General features: G+C 67.4%; 19 protein-coding genes. 10 read left to right on the forward strand and 9 right to left on the reverse strand.

The genetic code is table 11. The annotated features are described in order from the left end of the window. Nucleotides 1-36: 36 nt before the first annotated feature. The 8 genes from ABZ806_RS15240 to ABZ806_RS15275 form a co-directional block, all read right to left on the reverse strand. A complete protein-coding gene (locus ABZ806_RS15240) occupies nt 37-744 on the reverse strand; it encodes a lanthionine synthetase LanC family protein (RefSeq protein WP_500217891.1) in 708 nt (235 codons plus the stop codon). Continuing rightward, complete coding sequence (locus ABZ806_RS15245; RefSeq protein ID WP_500217892.1) at nt 741-3824, reverse strand: lantibiotic dehydratase; 3084 nt, start codon at nt 3822-3824, stop codon at nt 741-743. Before ABZ806_RS15245 ends, ABZ806_RS15240 begins: the two co-directional genes overlap by 4 nt. Before the next feature lie 80 nt (nt 3825-3904). Further along, a complete protein-coding gene (locus tag ABZ806_RS15250) occupies nt 3905-4081 on the reverse strand; it encodes an FxLD family lanthipeptide (protein WP_364545425.1) in 177 nt (58 codons plus the stop codon). A gap of 158 nt (nt 4082-4239) precedes the next feature. Next, entirely contained in the window at nt 4240-5097 is an 858-nt protein-coding gene (locus ABZ806_RS15255; RefSeq protein ID WP_500217893.1) for a helix-turn-helix domain-containing protein, read from the reverse strand. A gap of 23 nt (nt 5098-5120) precedes the next feature. Beyond that, complete coding sequence (locus ABZ806_RS15260; protein WP_500217894.1) at nt 5121-5693, reverse strand: DUF6879 family protein; 573 nt, start codon at nt 5691-5693, stop codon at nt 5121-5123. Continuing rightward, nucleotides 5644-5940 (reverse strand): hypothetical protein, encoded by a 297-nt coding sequence (locus ABZ806_RS15265; RefSeq protein WP_239067770.1) that lies wholly within the window; start codon nt 5938-5940, stop codon nt 5644-5646. Before ABZ806_RS15265 ends, ABZ806_RS15260 begins: the two co-directional genes overlap by 50 nt. A gap of 158 nt (nt 5941-6098) precedes the next feature. Continuing rightward, a complete protein-coding gene (locus ABZ806_RS15270; RefSeq protein WP_500217895.1) occupies nt 6099-6488 on the reverse strand; it encodes a hypothetical protein in 390 nt (129 codons plus the stop codon). A 5-nt stretch (nt 6489-6493) separates the two neighbouring features. After that, nucleotides 6494-7018, reverse strand: coding sequence for an ATP-binding protein (locus tag ABZ806_RS15275; protein ID WP_500217896.1), 525 nt, complete (start codon nt 7016-7018; stop codon nt 6494-6496). A 271-nt stretch (nt 7019-7289) separates the two neighbouring features. Here ABZ806_RS15275 and ABZ806_RS15280 point away from each other — a divergent pair, with 271 nt between their 5' ends. Then, nucleotides 7290-8807 (forward strand): NsdA family TPR-like regulatory protein, encoded by a 1518-nt coding sequence (locus ABZ806_RS15280; protein ID WP_500217897.1) that lies wholly within the window; start codon nt 7290-7292, stop codon nt 8805-8807. A gap of 1 nt (nt 8808) precedes the next feature. After that, complete coding sequence (locus ABZ806_RS15285) at nt 8809-9735, forward strand: phosphotransferase (protein ID WP_500217898.1); 927 nt, start codon at nt 8809-8811, stop codon at nt 9733-9735. A 104-nt stretch (nt 9736-9839) separates the two neighbouring features. On the opposite strand, the gene ABZ806_RS15290 is transcribed toward ABZ806_RS15285, so the two are convergent. Next, a complete protein-coding gene (locus ABZ806_RS15290) occupies nt 9840-10595 on the reverse strand; it encodes a DUF6928 family protein (RefSeq protein WP_500217899.1) in 756 nt (251 codons plus the stop codon). Between the two features lie 403 nt (nt 10596-10998). On the opposite strand from ABZ806_RS15290, the gene ABZ806_RS15295 reads away from it, so the two are divergent. The 8 genes from ABZ806_RS15295 (at nt 10999) to ABZ806_RS15330 (ending at nt 17999) form a co-directional block, all read left to right on the forward strand. After that, nucleotides 10999-11793, forward strand: a complete 795-nt coding sequence (locus ABZ806_RS15295; RefSeq protein ID WP_500217900.1) for a hypothetical protein — start codon at nt 10999-11001, stop codon at nt 11791-11793. Between the two features lie 250 nt (nt 11794-12043). Next, on the forward strand, nt 12044-12589 hold the full coding sequence (locus ABZ806_RS15300; protein WP_500217901.1) for a hypothetical protein: 546 nt from the start codon (nt 12044-12046) through the stop codon (nt 12587-12589). A 376-nt stretch (nt 12590-12965) separates the two neighbouring features. Then, a complete protein-coding gene (locus ABZ806_RS15305) occupies nt 12966-13349 on the forward strand; it encodes a hypothetical protein (RefSeq protein WP_500217902.1) in 384 nt (127 codons plus the stop codon). 8 nt (nt 13350-13357) lie between these two features. After that, a complete protein-coding gene (locus tag ABZ806_RS15310; RefSeq protein WP_500217903.1) occupies nt 13358-14056 on the forward strand; it encodes an SAF domain-containing protein in 699 nt (232 codons plus the stop codon). 4 nt (nt 14057-14060) lie between these two features. Next, the gene (locus ABZ806_RS15315) at nt 14061-14873 is read left to right on the forward strand and encodes a hypothetical protein (protein WP_500217904.1); all 813 of its coding nucleotides are present in this window, start codon (nt 14061-14063) and stop codon (nt 14871-14873) included. A gap of 26 nt (nt 14874-14899) precedes the next feature. Further along, a complete protein-coding gene (locus ABZ806_RS15320) occupies nt 14900-16228 on the forward strand; it encodes a TadA family conjugal transfer-associated ATPase (RefSeq protein ID WP_500217905.1) in 1329 nt (442 codons plus the stop codon). Continuing rightward, entirely contained in the window at nt 16225-17106 is an 882-nt protein-coding gene (locus ABZ806_RS15325) for a type II secretion system F family protein (RefSeq protein ID WP_500217906.1), read from the forward strand. The genes ABZ806_RS15320 and ABZ806_RS15325 overlap by 4 nt, the downstream gene beginning before the upstream one ends. After that, on the forward strand, nt 17103-17999 hold the full coding sequence (locus ABZ806_RS15330; RefSeq protein WP_500217907.1) for a hypothetical protein: 897 nt from the start codon (nt 17103-17105) through the stop codon (nt 17997-17999). Before ABZ806_RS15325 ends, ABZ806_RS15330 begins: the two co-directional genes overlap by 4 nt. Nucleotides 18000-18132: the final 133 nt, after the last annotated feature.

Consider the following 18132-nt stretch of genomic DNA (forward strand, 5'->3'; position numbering starts at 1 on the left):
CAGCATGGCCTTCTCTCCTGACGTGGCTCACGTGCCTTAACCAAACGCAAGAGCGCTACCTGGCATAAGGGACTTGACGCGGAAGATAACGGCGATCCCGTGCGCCATGCCGGTGTTCGCGTGCCCGCCCGGGAACTCGGCGGAGAGGCGTCCCGAGGGCGCGAGGGTGGTCCACCAGCCGGGCAGCGGCTCGTCGTGATCCTGGACGGGTTCCGTGAGCCGAACTAGGTAGGCCAAGGTCTCGGCGAGTAGCTGGCCGTTCGTATCGCGCTGCCGCAGGTACGCGCCGATACTGGTCAGACCACGGATGGCGTCGAATTCGGCCAAGGCGGGAAGCTGGCCGGCGTCCATGCGGGCGTGTGCGGCGTCCAGGCGGCGGCGCGTTTCAGCGGCGATGTGGCGGTCGAGGGTCTCCAGGGCGCGGGCATACCTGCCGAGTTCACAGCTGGCCGCGTGCAGGGCGAACGCGACCGCTGGTGCTCCGTAGTGCAGGTGGGAGCCATTGCCCGCATCGATACCGTCGACCGCCGCAGCGTCGAGCCACTCGTGGGCCCGCTGCCACGGTCCCAGCCCGGCGTAGGCACGTTCGATGTGCAGCAGCGCGACACCGGCTGCGCCGACCGCGAGGGACTGGGGCCACCACCCGCCACGCAGTCCCATGGAGCGGACGACGGAAGGTGAGGAGAGCCGCTCAGCGATGCCGTCGGCTGCGGCTTGGGCCGCCTCCCTAGTCAGCGGCGTCATGCTTGTCGCCTCAGGCGGCGAGCCGTCCACGCTTGGGCAGCAGCGCGGGCAAGCCGAAGAGAAGTGCGTTCATCGTCGGGATCGAGCCCAACAGCTCGCATGTGGTGGGCGTGCAGCAGTGAAGCAAGGACGGTGTCAGGATCGACGCTTTCGGTCTCGTGAAGAAGAGCGCGGTACGCCGCCAACGCCCGATCCCGAGTTCTCCATGCGTCGACGATGGCTCGGCCGCCGGCAAGCGCACGCAACCTTGCCCAGTCGTCCGTCGGGTCGGCCAGGCACACGGCTTCGTTCAGGACGTCGCGAGGTGTCGGCATGGGTGCCTTGGCCGTCGTGTGCCGCGCCACCCATGACGCCCCGAGTTCCGCACTGCCCGTGAAAGCGATGGCTATCGCCAGGAACTGGGCAGCCGCGAGGGCTTGAGGGTGGGCTCCGGACCGTTCGGTGAGCTGGGCTATTACAGCGTGCGAGTCGGCGCTGAACACGGCCTCTGCCGCCGCCATCAGCGGTCCGACTCCCCAGCGTCCGGTCTCGGGGTAGTAGGTGGCGAACTCGACGTCACGCAGAAGGCCAAGGCGTCGAAGTTGCTGCGCCCACGTGCCTACGCGGGCGGCAGCCGGCCCGAACTCCGACGCGTCGGACAAGGCGATCCGGAGGCGTACGTGCGGCTCAGGGGCGTGGTAGCGGATGAACCACCAGCCGGGCTCTTCATCCCACGCGGCAAGAAGGGCGGGAACATGCCGGGCCATCAGTTCCGATTGGTGCTCTGGAGACCCGTACAGCTTGGCGAGCAGCCAGGCCGATGCTCCGGGCACATGCCCATCGCCGCGTCCGGCCACCTGCACGCCGATGGGCTGGCGCGCCTTCGCGGCGCGGGTGGTTGTCAGCTGGACGACGATTTCGTGGGCGCGTCCGTCGCACCATCCGTGGGCATCGGATTCCGCGGCCTCTTCGAGGACCACCCTCCTCGCCGTCCGCAGGCTGGCACGGAGCAGCGCGAGTTGGCCTCGGTCAGCGAAATCCAGCGGCAGCCGACGATCCCCTTGCACCAGCAGACCCGCACGAGGAAGCCGCCGACGGACGCTCCACCGCTGGAAGGCGGCTCTCCACTGTGGCCACGGGACGTCTTCCGCAGGGAGATCCGCCGCATCGAGGGTCCAGCGCGCCGGCGAGAGAATCGTGCGTCGGTATCGAATCCGTGGCAGGAACGGCAGGCAACCGACCGAGCCCCAGTCGAACCCTGTGACCACGGCGGTCTGTGCTCTGCTGATCTCCGCAAGGAAACGGGCGATCGGTGGTGTGTGTGCCCGTAGGTCGAGAGCATGCGGCACCACCGGTTCAACACGCCGCCCCAGACTCCTGGAGGTCAGGTAGAGCCTTTCGCCGTCGCAGCCGACCGCAAGGTCGTCCAGCGGAACGTGCGTGCTGGCTCCCGTCGGGTGCTCGGCCAGGCTGACGACGTACGGCAGCAACTCGGGGACGCGGCTGACGTTTTCAGCGCTGTCGTTGAGCGGGGCGAACGAGAGCTGGACGGGCAGCGCATCGGCCTCTTGCGTTGAAAGCTTCTCGAACACGCGTCTCACAGGTGCTTGGTCGGCGTGGCTGAGCGTGCCGATGAACCGGCCGGTCATGGTGGCCGCGCCTCGGGAGACGCCGGTAACGGCGAGGGAGAAGTCACCGTCGTTAGCCGCCGTCACCGATGCCGCACGCAGCTGAAAGGACATCTCCAGGTGGGCCGGCCATTGAGGCGTTCCGTCCGACGCAAGCTGTTCGAGCGCCCCCTCGTCCAGGACGACCTCGTCATGTCCCTCGAGGACGGCGGCCTGCGCCAGCGCCATCATTCGCTCATCACGCTCGGACAAACGCGGACGAGGCTGGGTCGCAGCGCCCAGATATCCGGCCGGGAGCCCGAGCCCGACGTCCGGATTCACCAATTCCAGGACGGGCACGAGCGTGCCGATGCCATAACGCTCGAAGAAGCGGGTGTGGTACGTCTGCCATGCCCGTGTTCCGTGCGGATGGGCGGTCAACCGGGCGAGCGCGGAAGCTGCGGCTTCAGCCTCGCGTGCAACGTGGCGGGGGAGAACGAGGCGGCTGTCGAGATGCAGGTCCAAGACAATCAGCGGGGCGGGCTCGGCGCTGAGCTCCCTCATCCGGGACGTGACATCGGTCCGCATGCGTCGCCTGGTCGCAGGTTCGGCAGTGTCGTTGTGCCGCGTGAGTTCACCCTGGATTTGGCGTAGCGGAGCCAGTTGGTCCCTTGCCCGCGGAATGTCGTCCACCGGGGCGGCGTCGAGCTGCCCGATCACATGCCCGAGCACGTCGACGACCGTGGAAGCCGGACGGAAGCTGCTGATCAGGACGTGCTGTTTCGCCAGGTCAGCCAGCATCCCGGCGATCGATGGCAACGACACCGAAGGAAACTCCGCGGCGAGTTTCGCGGCGAGTTCGCCGCACCGAATCGGCGACCGGGCAGCTTCGACGGCCAACTGGACTGCCGTCGTGTGTCGAACCGAGACCTCGGCTGTAGGAGGGCGGTGCCGGTCATGGTTCCGAGACGGATACGGCACGATCAATCGATCACCGCGCTGAAAGCACAAGGCGTTGGTCACCAAGTGGAGTCGTAGGAAGAGTTCCGGACACGATTCCAACTGCATGATCACGTCCGCCAGCCAAGCCCCGCTGGGGCGCGCGACAACGCGGTGATGATCGCCCCAGCGGCAGGTCAGCCTCTTGCCGAACGATGCCGGGGCCACCCCGGCGAACAGGCCGAAGGGGGTGGCCCGGCCCGTCATCCGCAGGACGTATCGAGCCACAGACGACGCTGCCCGCCGTACCCGTCGAGCATCGGGAGCCTCCGCCGCGAATACCGTTCGCACTTCCTGCGCGAGCACAGGGCTGGCATGGCCGATCGCTTCGGTGACCGCGTCGATCGCCCAGACGTTCCGCAGCCACGTGAGCCACTGGGCAACATGTCTTGGAGAGTCCGCAGAGAGATCAGGGCACGCTGGCACCGGTAGTTCCGTCAACGCGGCGGCACGCAGGAACGCAGAGTCGTCGCATCGATACAACCGGCCGTCCACCGTGCCCCTTCCTCGTCCGAACATCCATGCCTTGGCCAGCCCGCCGAGAGCCTGAACTCTCCGGTGCCGGTGCGTCAGCGTCAGCCGACGTTGGTGGCGCAGGCCTTGGGGCACGAGCTGCCGCAGTTGTCGTCCGTCAGGTTGATCAGGGAGGCGGCGGCGTCGCTGGACTCGAGGATCCGGATGTCCAGGTCGAACGGGTCCTCGTGCGCCGTCTGCCCGGCGGACGGGAGGGGCTCCATCGTGCTGTGGCTCATCTGCTGGTCCTTCCGTTCGTTGGAACGCTCGGTAGGTACACGCCCCCGGTGCCGCTGACGGTCGGTGATGGCCGCTGTTCGGTCGCCGCTGGGCGATGCAGTGCGACGTTAAGAGCAGTGGAATCGGCGCGGCGATGAGTGTGACCAGATGTGACAGGTCACTTCTGGTCATCCAGGAATTCGACGGCGTCTTCGAGGAGCCTCCGGGCGTGTGCCCCGTAGACGGCTTCGTCCGCCAGCGAGCCGAAGACCTGCCCGTACATGGCGATCTCGCGCGGGTTGGTGATGGTCAGGTAGCCGGAGACGAGCTCGACGCTGACCTGCTCGCCGTCGTAGATCCAGAAGTCCTCGGCCGGGCGGATGTCGCGGTCAGGCCTCATCGGGACGATCCCCAGCGACACCGCCGGCTGGGAGGCCGCCTCAGCGAGGTAGGCGAGCTGCCCCCGCATCACATCCATGCCGCCGATCCCCGTCCGCAGAACCGACTCCTCGACCAGGAACGCGAATGTACGTCCTGGCCGGTGGAGAAGCTGCTTGCGTTCCATGCGGACGGCGACAGCGGCCTCGACATCGTCAATCAGCCCGCGGCGCCGCCGCACCGCCCGCAACACGGCCCGGGTGTAGTCCTCGGTCTGGAGGAGGCCAGGGAGCAACCACGACGAGTAAGACCGGAATACGCGGGTCCGCTCGAACAACGGGAGGACGGACTCCTGCGCCCGCTTCAGCCCGCTGCGCTCCATACGGCGCCACTCGACCCACATGCCCTCGGCGGTCCGCAACGACGCGACCAGGTCGCCGGCCTGGTCGTCGGCCCGGCACACGCGACACCACGTCCTGATGTCCTCGGCGGACGGCGGGCGGCGAGCGTGCTCGATCTGGGAGACCTTCGTCCGATCCCATCCGGCTTCCGCGGCGAGCGCCTTGGCGGTCAGCCCGGCATCGGTGCGGATCTCCTTCAGCTGATCGGCGAGCGCCTGCCGGGCGGCCTGTGCTGACGACGAGGGCGAGCTGGGCACGATGGCGGGTCCAGTGGTATCGGTCAGGCCGGCCTGTAGTCCTCGTGCGGGATCGCCCGTTCCCAGACGGCTTCGAACGCCGTCAAGCACAGCGACACCAGTGCCGGCTCGTCGCGATTCTCAGGCTGTTTCAGCGACGAGCCGTCCCCGGCGAAATGGTTGAACTGCACCACCCGGTCGTCGAACACCCAGTAGTCGTTCAGCGGCACGGCCAGATCGAGCGCCCGGCGGCGGGGTAGCCACCGCACCTGCTCACCGGCGGCCACGTTCATCGGCGTGACGCCGTGCTCGAACCAGATGTAGTCGGTGACCGGCTCGGAGACGATCCGGGCCCGACGAACAGACACGCCACGCGCGACCAACGGCGCCACGAGGTCGATCCAGTCGCGTCCCCACTCGATCGGGTCAAAGCGATCGCCGTCCCGCCACCTCAGGAAGTCGGGATTGGCCGGGGTGTAGACATCCCGCTGCTCCAAGTGCACGGCGGAGAACCGGCACCCGGTCAGCAGAGAGGTGAACGACTCGGGAACCGACGCTCCGGTCTCCTCATTCGCCGTGGCGGCCTGGCCCGCGCCTCCCTCGCTCGTAAGTGCCATTGATCGCCTCCAGGATGATGTCCTTCATCACCGGCGGCAGCTTCACCACCACCTCGTGCTCGCCGATCGGGCTGTGCCCAGCGACCTCGGCCAGCGCTCGCGGGTCGGTGACCTGCTCGCCCTGGAACCAGACGTCGCCGGTGTCCTCATCGACGTAGACGGCCGGGCACTCATTGGTCGGGGTGTCCGGCGTGATACCAACGAAACTTAGTCGCACGACAGCCTCCAGCGTCGCGAGTGTGACCAAGGGTGACGCCCGCCTGCTCGACTTTCACCCGCACCCCGGAACACCGTCAAGTTTCCAGACGGACGGACCCTGCAACCGTCGTGGAACACTCGTAAGGCAATCGGGTAGCGCGGAAGACGAGGTCTTCAAGCCACGTAACCCCAGGTCGGATGGACTGATTACGGCGAAAGATCGGGGACAAGGCGGACGGCCGCGATGAGATGCGAAGCGGCCCCCGGGATGTCAGCGACGGGGCACAGCGGCTCGAACCAACCGCCGACATCGACGCCGCCACGGGACGCCGTTCGCCTCCATTGCCAGTACAGGACGTGCCGGCCGGGCCACGGCAGGCACCAGACGGTCCGGTTGGAACGCGGATCGGTGCCGACGAGGCGGGCCGACACCGAGACGGTGGACGGCACCCATTCCCATGTGCTGGCCGCGCACAGGCCAGCATCGCTGAGGTTGTCGACGAGATCGCGCGCCAACTCGAAACGGTCGGGCGAACCGAACTGAGGCTCACAGATCGGCCACACGCCACCGGCTCCCAGGTCGTAACGCCTTCCCACAGCGCTCAACTCCCTGGCAGCGCGAAGGCCACGGCCTTGCCCGGTCGCCCGGTTGAGGAGACGACAGTGGGATACGCCTTGCACCGGCCGCCTGAAATCCGGTGGACGATGGCAAGGCCATGGCCGCTCTCCTGCGGCACCTCGTCCGGAACGCAGTCCGACGTCTCGGTTCGGCGCAGCTTCTCGAAGATCTCCGGAATGCCGAACAGTCCAGCATCACCATCAACGACCTCGCACCAGGCCGGACGTCCGGCGATGATCACGAAGCGGATCTCGTAAGGCCCGACGGCGTAGGAGACGGCGTTGGCGGCAAGCTCACCAACGGCCAGCTCGGCATCGTCGACATCGCCTTCGTCCGCACCGACGTTCCGCAGGACCTCCCGGACAGCCGCCCTAGCGTGACGCGCGGTCCGTTCGTCCGGAAGGCCATGGGCCTCCAGACGCAGACCGGCGCACTCCGTCCCTTCGATGACGAGTTCGTCGGTCTGTTCGGATATCACCTCCCGCTCGGACCCGGGGGACTCCGCCACAACCACACCTCCTGAACGGTTCTGGCTGCCTCGCAGCCCGCTGACCACGTCTGAGTGCCAGAACAGTGACGCAGAGTCAGCGGGCCGCCAATCGCGGGCAATCCACGAATCCGCAGAAACCGTGGAGCAAACACGGAAACCGACTTCGAACCCGTGGACAATCCGCCAGACCATCATGCGCGCCGGTCAGGCAGCGGTTCGGGCCGATCAGGGCCGTCTACGCTGAAGGCACTGGCACCCGGCCTCAGCGGAACAGCATGGGGAGAAGCGAATGGCGCGAGGAGAGCATGCACCGTCCTGCGCACGCCGGTGGCGCGAGCGGGCCCAGGCCGAGGAATGGCGAACGTGGGAACTGGTGCAGGCCATCCACCGCTGCTGCGGAGTGAGCCTGCTCAAGGCCCATCGCCTCGCCCATGGCTGGACGGCCCAAGCCGCCATCGACCACCTGACCGAACTGTGCGAACACGAGCACCTCGGAGAGCCGCACGCCAATATCGATCTGCTGAACGTGTGGGAGAACGGCCGAGGTCGTCCACGGCCCGACACTGTCGACCGGCTCTCTAGGCTGTACCGGGCGAACCCCATCCGCCTCGGCCTGGCCGCCGACTATTCAGACGATGCCGTCGCCGACGAGGCCGCAATCGTCCCCGGCCCACGCACTCCACCACCCTCGCTTCCCACCCCGCACGTGCCGGTGCTCACCCCCAGCGCCCTGCATAATCCCGGGCCGCTCCACGAACCCAAGGACGAGACCAGTCGTCGAGCTCTGTTCAACGACGTCATGATCGGGAACGCCCGGGTCTCCCGCGGGCGCCTGATGGCGGAAGTGGACACGCTTCGGCAGCAGATGGACCGGACCCTGGCTTCCGGCACGGTCACCGAGGAACAGATGGACCATCTTGAGCAGACGGTTCTGCGCTGCCGCCGTGACTACCTGACCACGCCGCCCTTGCCGATGCTGTGCCAGCTCATGCTGGAGTTCAGCGATGTCCGCAGCCTCGCCTCCCAGCGGCAATCGGGCCCGATCCAATGCCGGCTCTCGCGGGTCGCCGCCACATTGGCGATCCTCAGCGCAGACGCCCTGATGAAGCTGGGAGACATCCGCCAAGCGCGCGCCTGGTACGGGACCGCCAAGACGGCCGCCGACGACACCGGCGACCCTCAGCTCCGCGCCTTAGTCCGTGCGCAGGAGGCGATGCTGCCTTACTACTACGGCGATCCAGCCGAGACGGTGAGCCTCGCGAGAGAGGCCCAAGCCCTCGGCCGTGCCAAGCCCTCGTCGCCCACGGCACTCGCCGCAGCCGCCGAAGGGCGTGCTCTGGCCCGTATCGGCGACCAAAAGGGCGCCACCGCCGCGCTCGCCCAGGCCCAGCGGCTCTTCTCCCAGATCAAAGGCCGCAACACCGGGGCGCTGGCTTTCGACTTCACCGAGCAGCGCCTCTACCTGTACATGAGCGGCGCCCACGCGCACCTACCCGACCTGCAACGCGCTCAAGCAGTACACGACACGGCCTCGGCATTGTGCCGCCCGACCAGTCCGGGAATCGACCCCGCACTGATCAGACTCGACCGGGCGACGACACTCGCCCGCAGTGCGAGGGAGGCCGAGGCATGCGAACTCGCGACGCAGACCCTCCTGGCGCTGCCGCCGGAACAGCGAACGACCATCGTGTTCGTTCGCGCCCGAGACGTCCGCTCCGCCATCCCCTCCAGCCGCCGACGTGACAAGGCCCTGAACACCTTTGAAGAGGCATTGGCCCTGGACACCGCCGCGATCCCCGGTCACTGAGATGCCCAACCAACTCACCGGTGCGACCAACCTCCGCCAGCGCGCCCACCAGATACTCGACGACGCCTGCAACCGAGCCGGCCTCGACCCGACCGGCGCCGAACTCCTACGGCTGCGCAGCAACGCGGTATTCAAACTCCGCGCGCCGATCATCGCTCGGATCGCCACGGCCCCCACCGCTGCCGAGCGGCTCCCCACTGTCCTAGCGGTCACGCGCTGGCTCGCCGACCGCGGTTTCCCGACCGTACGGCCAGCCGACGGAATCATCGGTCAACCGATGAACGTCGACGGCGCCACCGTCACCTTCTGGCACTACGTCCCCACCGCACCGGCCCCCGCCACCACAACCGACCTCGGCCGACTACTCCGAGCCCTCCACACCGGCCCAACGCCACCATTTCAGCTCCGGAAACTGACAGATCCGCTGGCGAGCATCCGCACAACCGTCCAGCACCAACTCGGCGTCCTCAACGACGACGATCGAGCTTGGCTCACCGACCGCATCGCCGACCTCACCAACGCCTGGCTCGCCCTGCCGTTCCGCGAGCCCCCGGCACTTCTGCACGGCGACGCGTGGATAGACAACCTGCTCCGCCACGAGGACGGCCGCGTGATCCTCGGCGACTGGGACAGCGTCGCCCTCGGCCCCCGCGAGTGGGACCTGATCCACAGCTACCACGGCGAACGCCGCTTCGGCCTCTCACCCGCAGACGTCAACAACTTCGCCGCCGCCTACAGCGACGACCTCCGCGAATGGGCCGGCTACGAAACCCTCATGCAGATCCGCGACACCTACGCCATCGGCATCCACATCCGCAACGCCCCCGGCGACCCTTTTTCCCGCCAAGAACTAGCTCACCGCCTCAGTTGCCTAAGAGCCGGCGACACCCGCATCCACTGGCACATGAAAGATGACAGCAACTCGTGAAGCACTGGGGATTGTGCGAGCCTCGATGGTCGATGTCCGACCTCAGTAGTGCCCTCATGTGATCAACGCAGACATTTCCGCTGGAGCCGCGCCCTCTGATGGGGTCAAAGGTCATCGAGGCTGACTTCGTGCAACTTCCCGTCCGGCCCTACCTGGAAGGCCTGTAGCGGCCCCATGTTCTCGACTGCCTCGGCATAGGCGGCTTCACGTTCGGCCTGTTCACATCCGGTCGGGTCAGTCACTCGGAACCCGTGCATGGGGATCTCGTGGCGGATGATGTCGTCGGCTTCGGGATAACCTTCGATGACGAAACCGAACAGGGCGCGCAAGGAATCCTCTCCCAATTCCAGCGGATGGAACGGCAGCGGATACGGGTCCTCGTCCCACTCCGGATCCAGTTCGACGGCGCGTTCGCCCGCCCAGTAGGGCCGCTCGAACTCCAGCGGTTCGCCGATGTTCTCCATGATCCCGCTGTCCGGAGACAGGCTCAGCGACCGCACCAGGTTCCCGTTCTCCCAGATCGCGAACGCCAGCCAGTCGACGACCGAGTGCATCCCGTGCATGATGATCCGCCGGCCCTCACCGAGCTGGAATAGGTGCATGGGCAGCGCCGATGGGTTGTCGTGCACGAGCCTGCGGTCGATGATCAGATCGATTCCGGGCAGCGCGGCGGCGTAGGTCACGTCGTCGGGCGGGTAGGTGTTGTCGAGGGTGCTGTCCGCGATCGCCTCGACTGCGTAGTCCGGATGAACTTGCCGGACCAGGTTCTCGGCAGCGGCCCGGTCCGAGCGCGATGCTCCAGCCAGCACTGAACGGATGTCGCCTTCCGCGAATGCCAGTAGCGCCGTCTTGGCTCCCATGCCGCTGCTCCTCAGGACTCTTCATGTCGGAACGGGCCCGTACCTGCGCCCGCGCCGAGAACTCTAAGGAGTACCCCCGACATAGCTCATCGGCCGAGGGCTTGGCATAGGCGGGCGAGTTTCCACTGTTCCTCCCCCACCTCTCGAACCAGGTTTGCCAAGCCCATACCGAGGCCCCGATACCAGGAGGGCTGACCAGGTCAGGCGGCTTTTGAGCACGGAGGGTGGCTTTACCTTCGAAGCTGCAACTGAAGCTCGATCCGGAGTCTTCGCAGTTCAGGGCGATTCTGAGCAGTCCATGAGCACTCCGTAAGCACGCTCGGTGCCTACGAAGTGCTCATGAAGTGCTCATGGCGGGGCGGACAACTGACGCCATCGATCCGTCACGACCTTCGGGGGCGTCATGAACAACCACCAGAGCAACCACCAGCGTCCGATCCGCGCGACCGCCGGCGAGTACGGCCAGAACGCGCTGAGCATCGCCGAGCGATCCTTCCAGTTGCTGACCACCGGTCCGAGTCCGTTGGCGGTCGACGGAGAAGCCGTCGGACACGGCCTGCCCGATCGGGCCATCGACCTGAGGGAACTTCGCATGCTGCTGCTGGAGACGTCCGCATCGGACGAACTCAAGGACGCCGCGTGGCGGGAGCTCGTTCGCAGAGCGCGGGCCGGTGATCCTGCTTGGGTCGTGGGCTGTGTCGGTGTGGCGATGCCGGGTCTGAAGAGCACCGCCGCGCGGGTGATCCGGTCGAGCCCGAGCCGGCTCGTCGACGACATCGTGTCGGAGCTGCTCACGGAGTTCGTCGCGCAGCTGGCGCGCATCGACATCGACCGTCCGCACATCGCAGCGCGGCTGATGCTGTGGGCGCGCAAGGGAGCCCTGCGAGCTCGCGGACGGGACGCCCGCCAGGTCCCATGCGACCCGAGCGAGCTGCCCGCTCGCCCACCGGTCTCCGACATCGACCCGGTCGCCCTGTTGTTGGAAGCCGCGCGGCAGGAGATCGTCACCTCGGCCGCTGCCGAGCTCATCATCGCGACGCGACTGGACGGCCTGTCCGTCCAGTGCCTGGCCAAGGACAACGGGGTGCCGGCGAGCCGCTTGTACAAGCAGCGACAGGTTGCGGAGGACCGTCTCCTGGCTGCAATTCGGGATGGCCGAATCTCGGCGGTGTCCATCGCCCCTGACGCGGAAATGTGAGCTCCAAGGAGGACCTGTTCCGGTACCGGTCTGTTGGCGTACAGATCGCATTTCGACCATATGGGACAGATGGTCGAGCCGACCAATGTCTCTTGGCCTCGCCTGTGCGGGGATTTACCCTCATCGCGGCGTGACTCGGAGTCAAAATGCTTCGCTTGCGCCTACGATCGCTCGACGTCGTCTTGCCGGTGCTGTCGCTATGAAGATCGCGGCAGCACCGGCGGGTGACCCAAATCACGGAGGTGTGACGTTGACCGGAATCGACCGACAGGCAGCGCATCGGCTCTGCTGGATCGGTGCCGCATGCGCTGTGCTAGCGCTGGCGGGTTGTAAGAGCGATAGTCAGGCCGTCGCCCTGCCATCGCCGAGCAACGTGCCCGCCTCCCCGCAGTCTCCCGTTTCGGAAGACGAGGCGGTCAAGCGCGTCTACACGTCCTTCATCGCCATACTCGACCATGCCGACTCCCTTCCCGAGAGCTCTCGGAAGCAGCAATTGACCACACTGATGGTCGAGCCCCAGCTTTCGCGCGTTCTGAAACGAGCCGAGGAACTGGAAAGCAAGAACCTCACCTCATACGGGAAGGTCATCGTTCACATCACGAGCGTGGATGTCACCGGGAATGATGCGACCCTGCGTGACTGCCAGGACTCCAGCAAGGCCGGCATCATGAACAAGGGCACGCGCAAGAAGATCAACCGAGGGGTCGAGAAGGGGAACACCAAGGCGTACCTGGTTAGGTCCGCCGATGGGAAGTGGCGCGTCAGCAAGTACGTTGTCCTGGGCGAGGGCTGCTGACATGGTATCCGTCTCCTCTGCTGTGCTAACCAGTGGCGCACTCCTGATGCAGCCTATTTTGGCTCCTCCGCCCCGCGACCCGATTCCTCCTGAAGCCAACCTGAACGGATATGGCTTCGGAGCGAAGGATGATGGGCGCCCTGGGAGCAGCAAATCCGGCTCGCACCCGACCGGGGCAAGTGCCCCCGTCGACGAATCGCACGACATCGGACCGCACGATTGCCGGACGTTGAGCGATGACGTGGAGGTATGCACACCGGTCCGCAAGAAGTCCGCAAAGGTGTCCCCGGCAGAGTTGGCATTGAGCAGATGGACGCGGATGCCGATCCCCACACCGGTGGTGCGGACGGCACCACCTCGCCGATCAGCCGGACTCGTGGGTCTGCCGGAGTGGTTCTGGGTGACGAATTCCCGGCCGATCAGCGGCCGGACGACAGCGCGCGACGTGTGGGTGGAAGTGACGGCCAAGCCGCAGAGCCTGACGATCGATCCCGGCTACGGACATCGCGTCGTGCGCTGCGCCGGAGTGGGCACCGCGTACGACAAGTCTCGTCCGGCGTCAGCGCAGCGCACCGATTGCTCGTACACGTTCCAGCGGTCGTCGGCGCATGAGCCGGGTGGCGCGTATCGAGTGCGGGTGACGGTGACGTGGGGCGGTACGTGGCGGGGTTCCGACGGGTCGGGCGGGGCGCTGCCGCCGTTGACGCGTTCAACGAGTTTCCGGCTGCGAGTGGCCGAGGCACAGGGTCTATACGGATGAGGAGCACGATGAGATTCAGCGGCGGCACGCTGCCCAAGCCGGCGGTTCCGAAGCTGACCGGCGGACCGTTGCCCACGTCGTCGAAGCGACTGGCGCGGCAGCGGCGGCCCGGCTGGATCGCGTCCGGGGTGATGCTGCTGGTGTTCGCCATGGCGGCGAATGTCTACCTGTTCCGTTCAGCCGGAGAGCGGATGCCGGTGGTACGAGTGGCACGCGACGTTCCGGTAGGGCACAGCATCGTCCAAGCCGATCTGGACGTGGTACGGGTGGCGACGGATTCTCCCGGGGCGACGATTCCGCAGTCTCAGCTACGGGAGGTGATCGGGCAGCGCGCCGCCGTGGGGTTGCGGAAGGGGACGTTCCTGGCGGCTTCACAGCTGACAGCCCAGCAGAGTCCGCAGCGCGGGCAGGCGCTGGTGACGGTGCCGCTGAAGGCCGGCGCCGTACCGCCAGGCCTGGCGCCTGGGTGGCACGTCCGTGTGGTCTTCGCCTCCGGCGAGCAGAGCGCTGATGCCGGTTCGGTGCGGAGCCGCGCCCAGGCCGGTGTGCTGCAGGACGTCACGGGCGTGGTCGACCAGGTGGAGCGCCCGGACGCCGAGGGAGCGGTGGCGGTGTCGCTACTTGTGGCCGATTCGGACAGCAGCACGGTGGCTCGGCAGGCAGCGGCCGGATCGGTCGTGCTCGTGGTGACCGAAAGGAGAGGTTGAAGCGATGGGGCTGTGCTGCCTGATCTCTCCCGGTGGTGCTCCCGGGGTATCCACAACGGCCCTCGGTCTGTCGTTGCTGTGGCCGGGGCGGGTGCTGTTGGCCGAATGCGACCCGATGGGACGCCGCGTACTGCCGGGGTTCATGGCGGACCGTATGCGTGAATCAGCCGGTCCGGGGCTGCTCGGGCTGGCGATGGCGGTCGAAGCCGACCAAGAAGCGGCGATACCGCTGAAGGAGTACGTGGTGCCGATCGTGGACGACGGGCACGTGGAGCTGCTGCATGGTGTCCGTGATCCGCGGCATGGAACGCGGTTGGCTCCGGTGTGGCGCAGGCTGGCCGAGGCGCTGACGGCTTGGGACGGCGATGTGATCGCCGACCTGGGCCGAGTCGGCGGTGCTGACACGCCCACCGAGCTGCTGAAGGCGGCTGACGCCGTGGTCATGATCCTCAAGCCGACGTTGCCGCAGGTTGATGCTGCCAAACCGCGGCTGGACACGCTCAAGGGGTTGGTCGGTGAGCACGCGACACTCGGGTTGGGTCTGATCGTCGATGGGCCTTACAGGGCAGCCGAGGTCGAACGTGCCCTGGACGTCCCGGTACTGGCTGAGCTTCCATCCTCGCCGGTGGACGCCAAGGTGCTGTCGGATGGTGCGCGTCCTCGGCTGACGTTCAGAACTTCGCTGCTGATCCGTTCGCTAGAACACCTGGGACGACGACTCCACGCCGCCGTCGTCGCCTCGGACTCGATGGGCGCCCCTCCGAAGAACCGAGCAGCGCGGTCGGAGCCTCTAGCGACAGCGGGGGCTCACAAGTGACCGCCCCGGGCTGGAGCTCCACCGGTATGGACACCTCGGTACCGTTCGCGCTTCCTCTGCCGCGAAGCGGCGAAGCAAACATGTGGGCAGCGGTCCGTGACGTGTCGGCGCAGCTCGTTGACGTCCTGGGTGACGGAGTCGACCGGGTTCGATCGCGGCAGTTGATCGATACGCAAGTCCAGGCATGGGCCCATGAGCAGATGACCGCCGGGCGGGTCGTGTCGGCGTCCGAGCAGCAGCAGGTTGCGCGACTGGTGTTCGACCGCCGTTTCGGGCTCGGGGCCCTGCAGCCCTACCTGGAACGTTCCGACGTAGAGAACATCGTGGTCAACGGCTGCCGCCAGACCTGGATCAGCTACACCAACGGCGCGAAGGAGCCGGGCCCACCGGTCGCGGAAACCGACGAGGACCTGATCGAGTGGGTGCAGTTGCTGGCGCGGCGCGGCAACACCGGCCGCGAGTTCTCCCACGCATCCCCGCTGCTGGACGTCGCACTCAACGACGGGCTCCGGCTCGCCGTGGTCGGATGGGTGTCCCGGCAGCCGCATTTGGCGATCCGAGTGCACCGCCTCGTTGACATCTCCTTGCGGCAACTCACCGGACTCGGCACCCTCACACCGCCGCTGGAGCAGTTCCTGCGAGCCGCGATCGCCGCGCGCCGCAACATCATCGTGTGCGGAGAGGTCAACACCGGTAAGACCACCCTGGTCCGGGCTCTGGCCGGCGAGATCGCCCCGCAGGAGCGAATCATCACCCTGGAAAGCGACTTCGAGCTGTTCCTGGACGACCCGAGGCTGGCCCACCGGCATCACGACGTAGTCGCCCTCGAAGCGCGCCAGGCCAACTCCGAAGGCGCGGGCGAGGTGCGGTTGCAGGATCTTGTGCCGGCTTGCCTGCGTCTTAACCCCGACCGCGTCATCGTCGGTGAAGCCCGGCACGGGGAACTCGCTCCGATGCTGGAGGTGATGTACTCCGGGGCGCGCGGCTCCATGTGCACGCTGCACGTCCACCGCCCAGAGCACGTCTTCAGCCGCGTCATCCAGCTCGGCCGCCGCGCCGACCTCGGCTTGAGCGCTGACGACGTGCATCTGATGTTCGGACTGGCCGAACCCCTCATCGTCTACTTGGAGCGCGACCAAGCCAGCAACGGCAGATACGTGTCCCAGGTGATGGAGATCGGGCCGCCCGCGGACTCGGCCGAACCCACTCGCAACTTCGTGTTCACTCCTGGCCCGGACGGACGTGCCGCACCAGCAGGCGGGCACATCAGCCCCCGCTTGCTGGACGAACTCCTTGAGCACGGCTTCGACCCCGAGCTCCTGACACCCGCACCAGCGGATGGGGGTTGGGCATGACGGGGCTGCTGGCCGCATTCGCCGGCCTGTGCACCGCTGGAAGCGTCCTCGCGCTCGTGGGCGCAGTCCGGGGCGTCGGGTTCGGCGAACAGGACGACCGTCCGCCGTCCCGGTTCCAGACGATGCTGCGGTCACCGGCATGGCCTGGGCGTCGCAACCGGCTGCTCGGCGCTATCGCCGGCGCGGCAGCGGTCTTGCTGCTGTCGGGATGGCCGGTGGCGGCGCTGGCGGCCGGAGCCGCGGTGTACGCGCTGCCACCGATGCTGTCGGGCCGCGCGCCGCAGCGACGCATCGCGCGGCTGGAAGCCCTCGCGCAGTGGTCACGGCGGCTGGCGGAGATGATCGGGGCCAGCAGGGGCCTGGAGCAGGCATTGGCCGACAGCGCGCGAGTCGCCCCCGCCGCGATCCGCGAACCGGTCGCGCTGCTGGCCGGACGCCTGAACAACCACGCCAACACCGAGCAGGCGCTGCGGGCGTTCGCCGATCAGCTCGACGACCCCATTGCCGACCTGATTGCCTGTGCTCTGCTTCTGGCCACCCGCCGCCGTGGCCCAGGTACGCGGGAGGCGTTGGGGTTGCTAGCCGACGCGGTCGAGCACGAGGTGATCGTGCGCCGCGACGTCGAAGCCGAACGGGCCGGACTGCGGACGACCCTGATCGTGATCGTCGCCTCCGTCGAGGCGCTGAGCGTGCTGTTCGCGTCCTCGCAAACACTTGCCGGCCCCTACGACACCCCGCTCGGCCAGACCGTCCTGGCGGTCGTCGCCAGCATCTACGCGGCCGGGCTGTGGTGGATGCAGCGGCTGGCCGTCCTGTCGACCGGCTCCAGATTCCTGCACGTCACCCGCCGCACCGTCGAACAGGGGGCGGCACGGTGACGCTCATCGCCGCTTTCGCCGCATGCCTGGGCGCCACCGGACTCATCGTGCTCGTCCGGGAGTTGCGGCCTGCGCCGCCGCGCCTAGACACGGCGTTGGCCCGTCTCCAGGCCGTACCGCTCGCGCCTTCCGCTGTCTCGGCTGGCACCGCGACGCCGGGCGAGCGGGCGGGACGGTGGCTGGCCGAACGGGTCGCGCGGCCGACCGGCATGGTGGCCGTCCCCAGAGCCGATCTCGCCCTGCTGGGACGGTCGGTCGAGCGGTTCATGCTCGACAAACTGGCTCTGTTCATCACCGGTCTGACCGCCCCTGCGGTGCTCGGTGCACTCATGGCTCTCACCGGAGGTTCGCTGCCCTGGTCATTTCCGATGCTGGCCGGGCTGATGCTCGCGGCGGTGCTGTCCTTGATCCCGGACTGGAGCATTCGGTCCCAGGCCCGGCAGCGGCGCCGGGACTTCCGCTACGCCTTCACCTCCTACCTGCAACTGGTCGTCCTGGAACGGCAGGCAGGCGCCGCCCTCAACTCCGCCCTGGAGAACCCCGCGAAGATCACTGACGGGTGGCCGTTTCAGCGCATCCACCAAGCCCTTACCCGTGCTCGGCACGCGCAGCAGCAGCCCTGGCGTGCGCTCGCCGACCTCGGCGCCGACATCGACGTCCGGGACCTGATCGACCTGGCCCACACCGCCGAGATCGCCGGAGCCGAGGGCGCCAAGATGCACGACGTGCTCATCGCCAAGATCACTTCGATGCGGCATGAGGCGTCCGCCGCCGCGCGCTCCGAGGCCAACGCCCGCACCACTGCGATGTGGGTGCCGACCTCCCTGCTGATGCTCGGCTTCGTGATCCTGATCGGCTTCCCGTTCTTCTCCAAGCTTCTTTCATCTGGCTGAGGCCCACTTCGCATCATCGACTCGGGGGACCATGAACGCGCTCAACACCGCTGCAGCACGCTTGACGATCGCCCTTCTCAACCGACTCGCAGATCTCGATGTCCGGCGCGACAGGGGGTCGGGTGTGGTGGAG

The organism is Spirillospora sp. NPDC047418 (genome assembly GCF_040643275.1).
Taxonomy (GTDB): domain Bacteria; phylum Actinomycetota; class Actinomycetes; order Streptosporangiales; family Streptosporangiaceae; genus Spirillospora.

Bases quoted from the DNA above. Each gene is read 5' to 3' on its own strand.
- ABZ806_RS15260 (WP_500217894.1), bottom strand. From the start codon at position 5,693: ATGGCACTTACGAGCGAGGGAGGCGCGGGCCAGGCCGCCACGGCGAAT.
- ABZ806_RS15315 (WP_500217904.1), top strand. From the start codon at position 14,061: ATGGGGCTGTGCTGCCTGATCTCTCCCGGTGGTGCTCCCGGGGTATCC.
- ABZ806_RS15310 (WP_500217903.1), top strand. From the start codon at position 13,358: ATGAGATTCAGCGGCGGCACGCTGCCCAAGCCGGCGGTTCCGAAGCTG.
- ABZ806_RS15290 (WP_500217899.1), bottom strand. From the start codon at position 10,595: ATGGGAGCCAAGACGGCGCTACTGGCATTCGCGGAAGGCGACATCCGT.
- ABZ806_RS15250 (WP_364545425.1), bottom strand. From the start codon at position 4,081: ATGAGCCACAGCACGATGGAGCCCCTCCCGTCCGCCGGGCAGACGGCG.
- ABZ806_RS15325 (WP_500217906.1), top strand. From the start codon at position 16,225: ATGACGGGGCTGCTGGCCGCATTCGCCGGCCTGTGCACCGCTGGAAGC.
- ABZ806_RS15240 (WP_500217891.1), bottom strand. From the start codon at position 744: ATGACGCCGCTGACTAGGGAGGCGGCCCAAGCCGCAGCCGACGGCATC.
- ABZ806_RS15280 (WP_500217897.1), top strand. From the start codon at position 7,290: ATGGCGCGAGGAGAGCATGCACCGTCCTGCGCACGCCGGTGGCGCGAG.
- ABZ806_RS15295 (WP_500217900.1), top strand. From the start codon at position 10,999: ATGAACAACCACCAGAGCAACCACCAGCGTCCGATCCGCGCGACCGCC.
- ABZ806_RS15320 (WP_500217905.1), top strand. From the start codon at position 14,900: ATGGACACCTCGGTACCGTTCGCGCTTCCTCTGCCGCGAAGCGGCGAA.
- ABZ806_RS15285 (WP_500217898.1), top strand. From the start codon at position 8,809: ATGCCCAACCAACTCACCGGTGCGACCAACCTCCGCCAGCGCGCCCAC.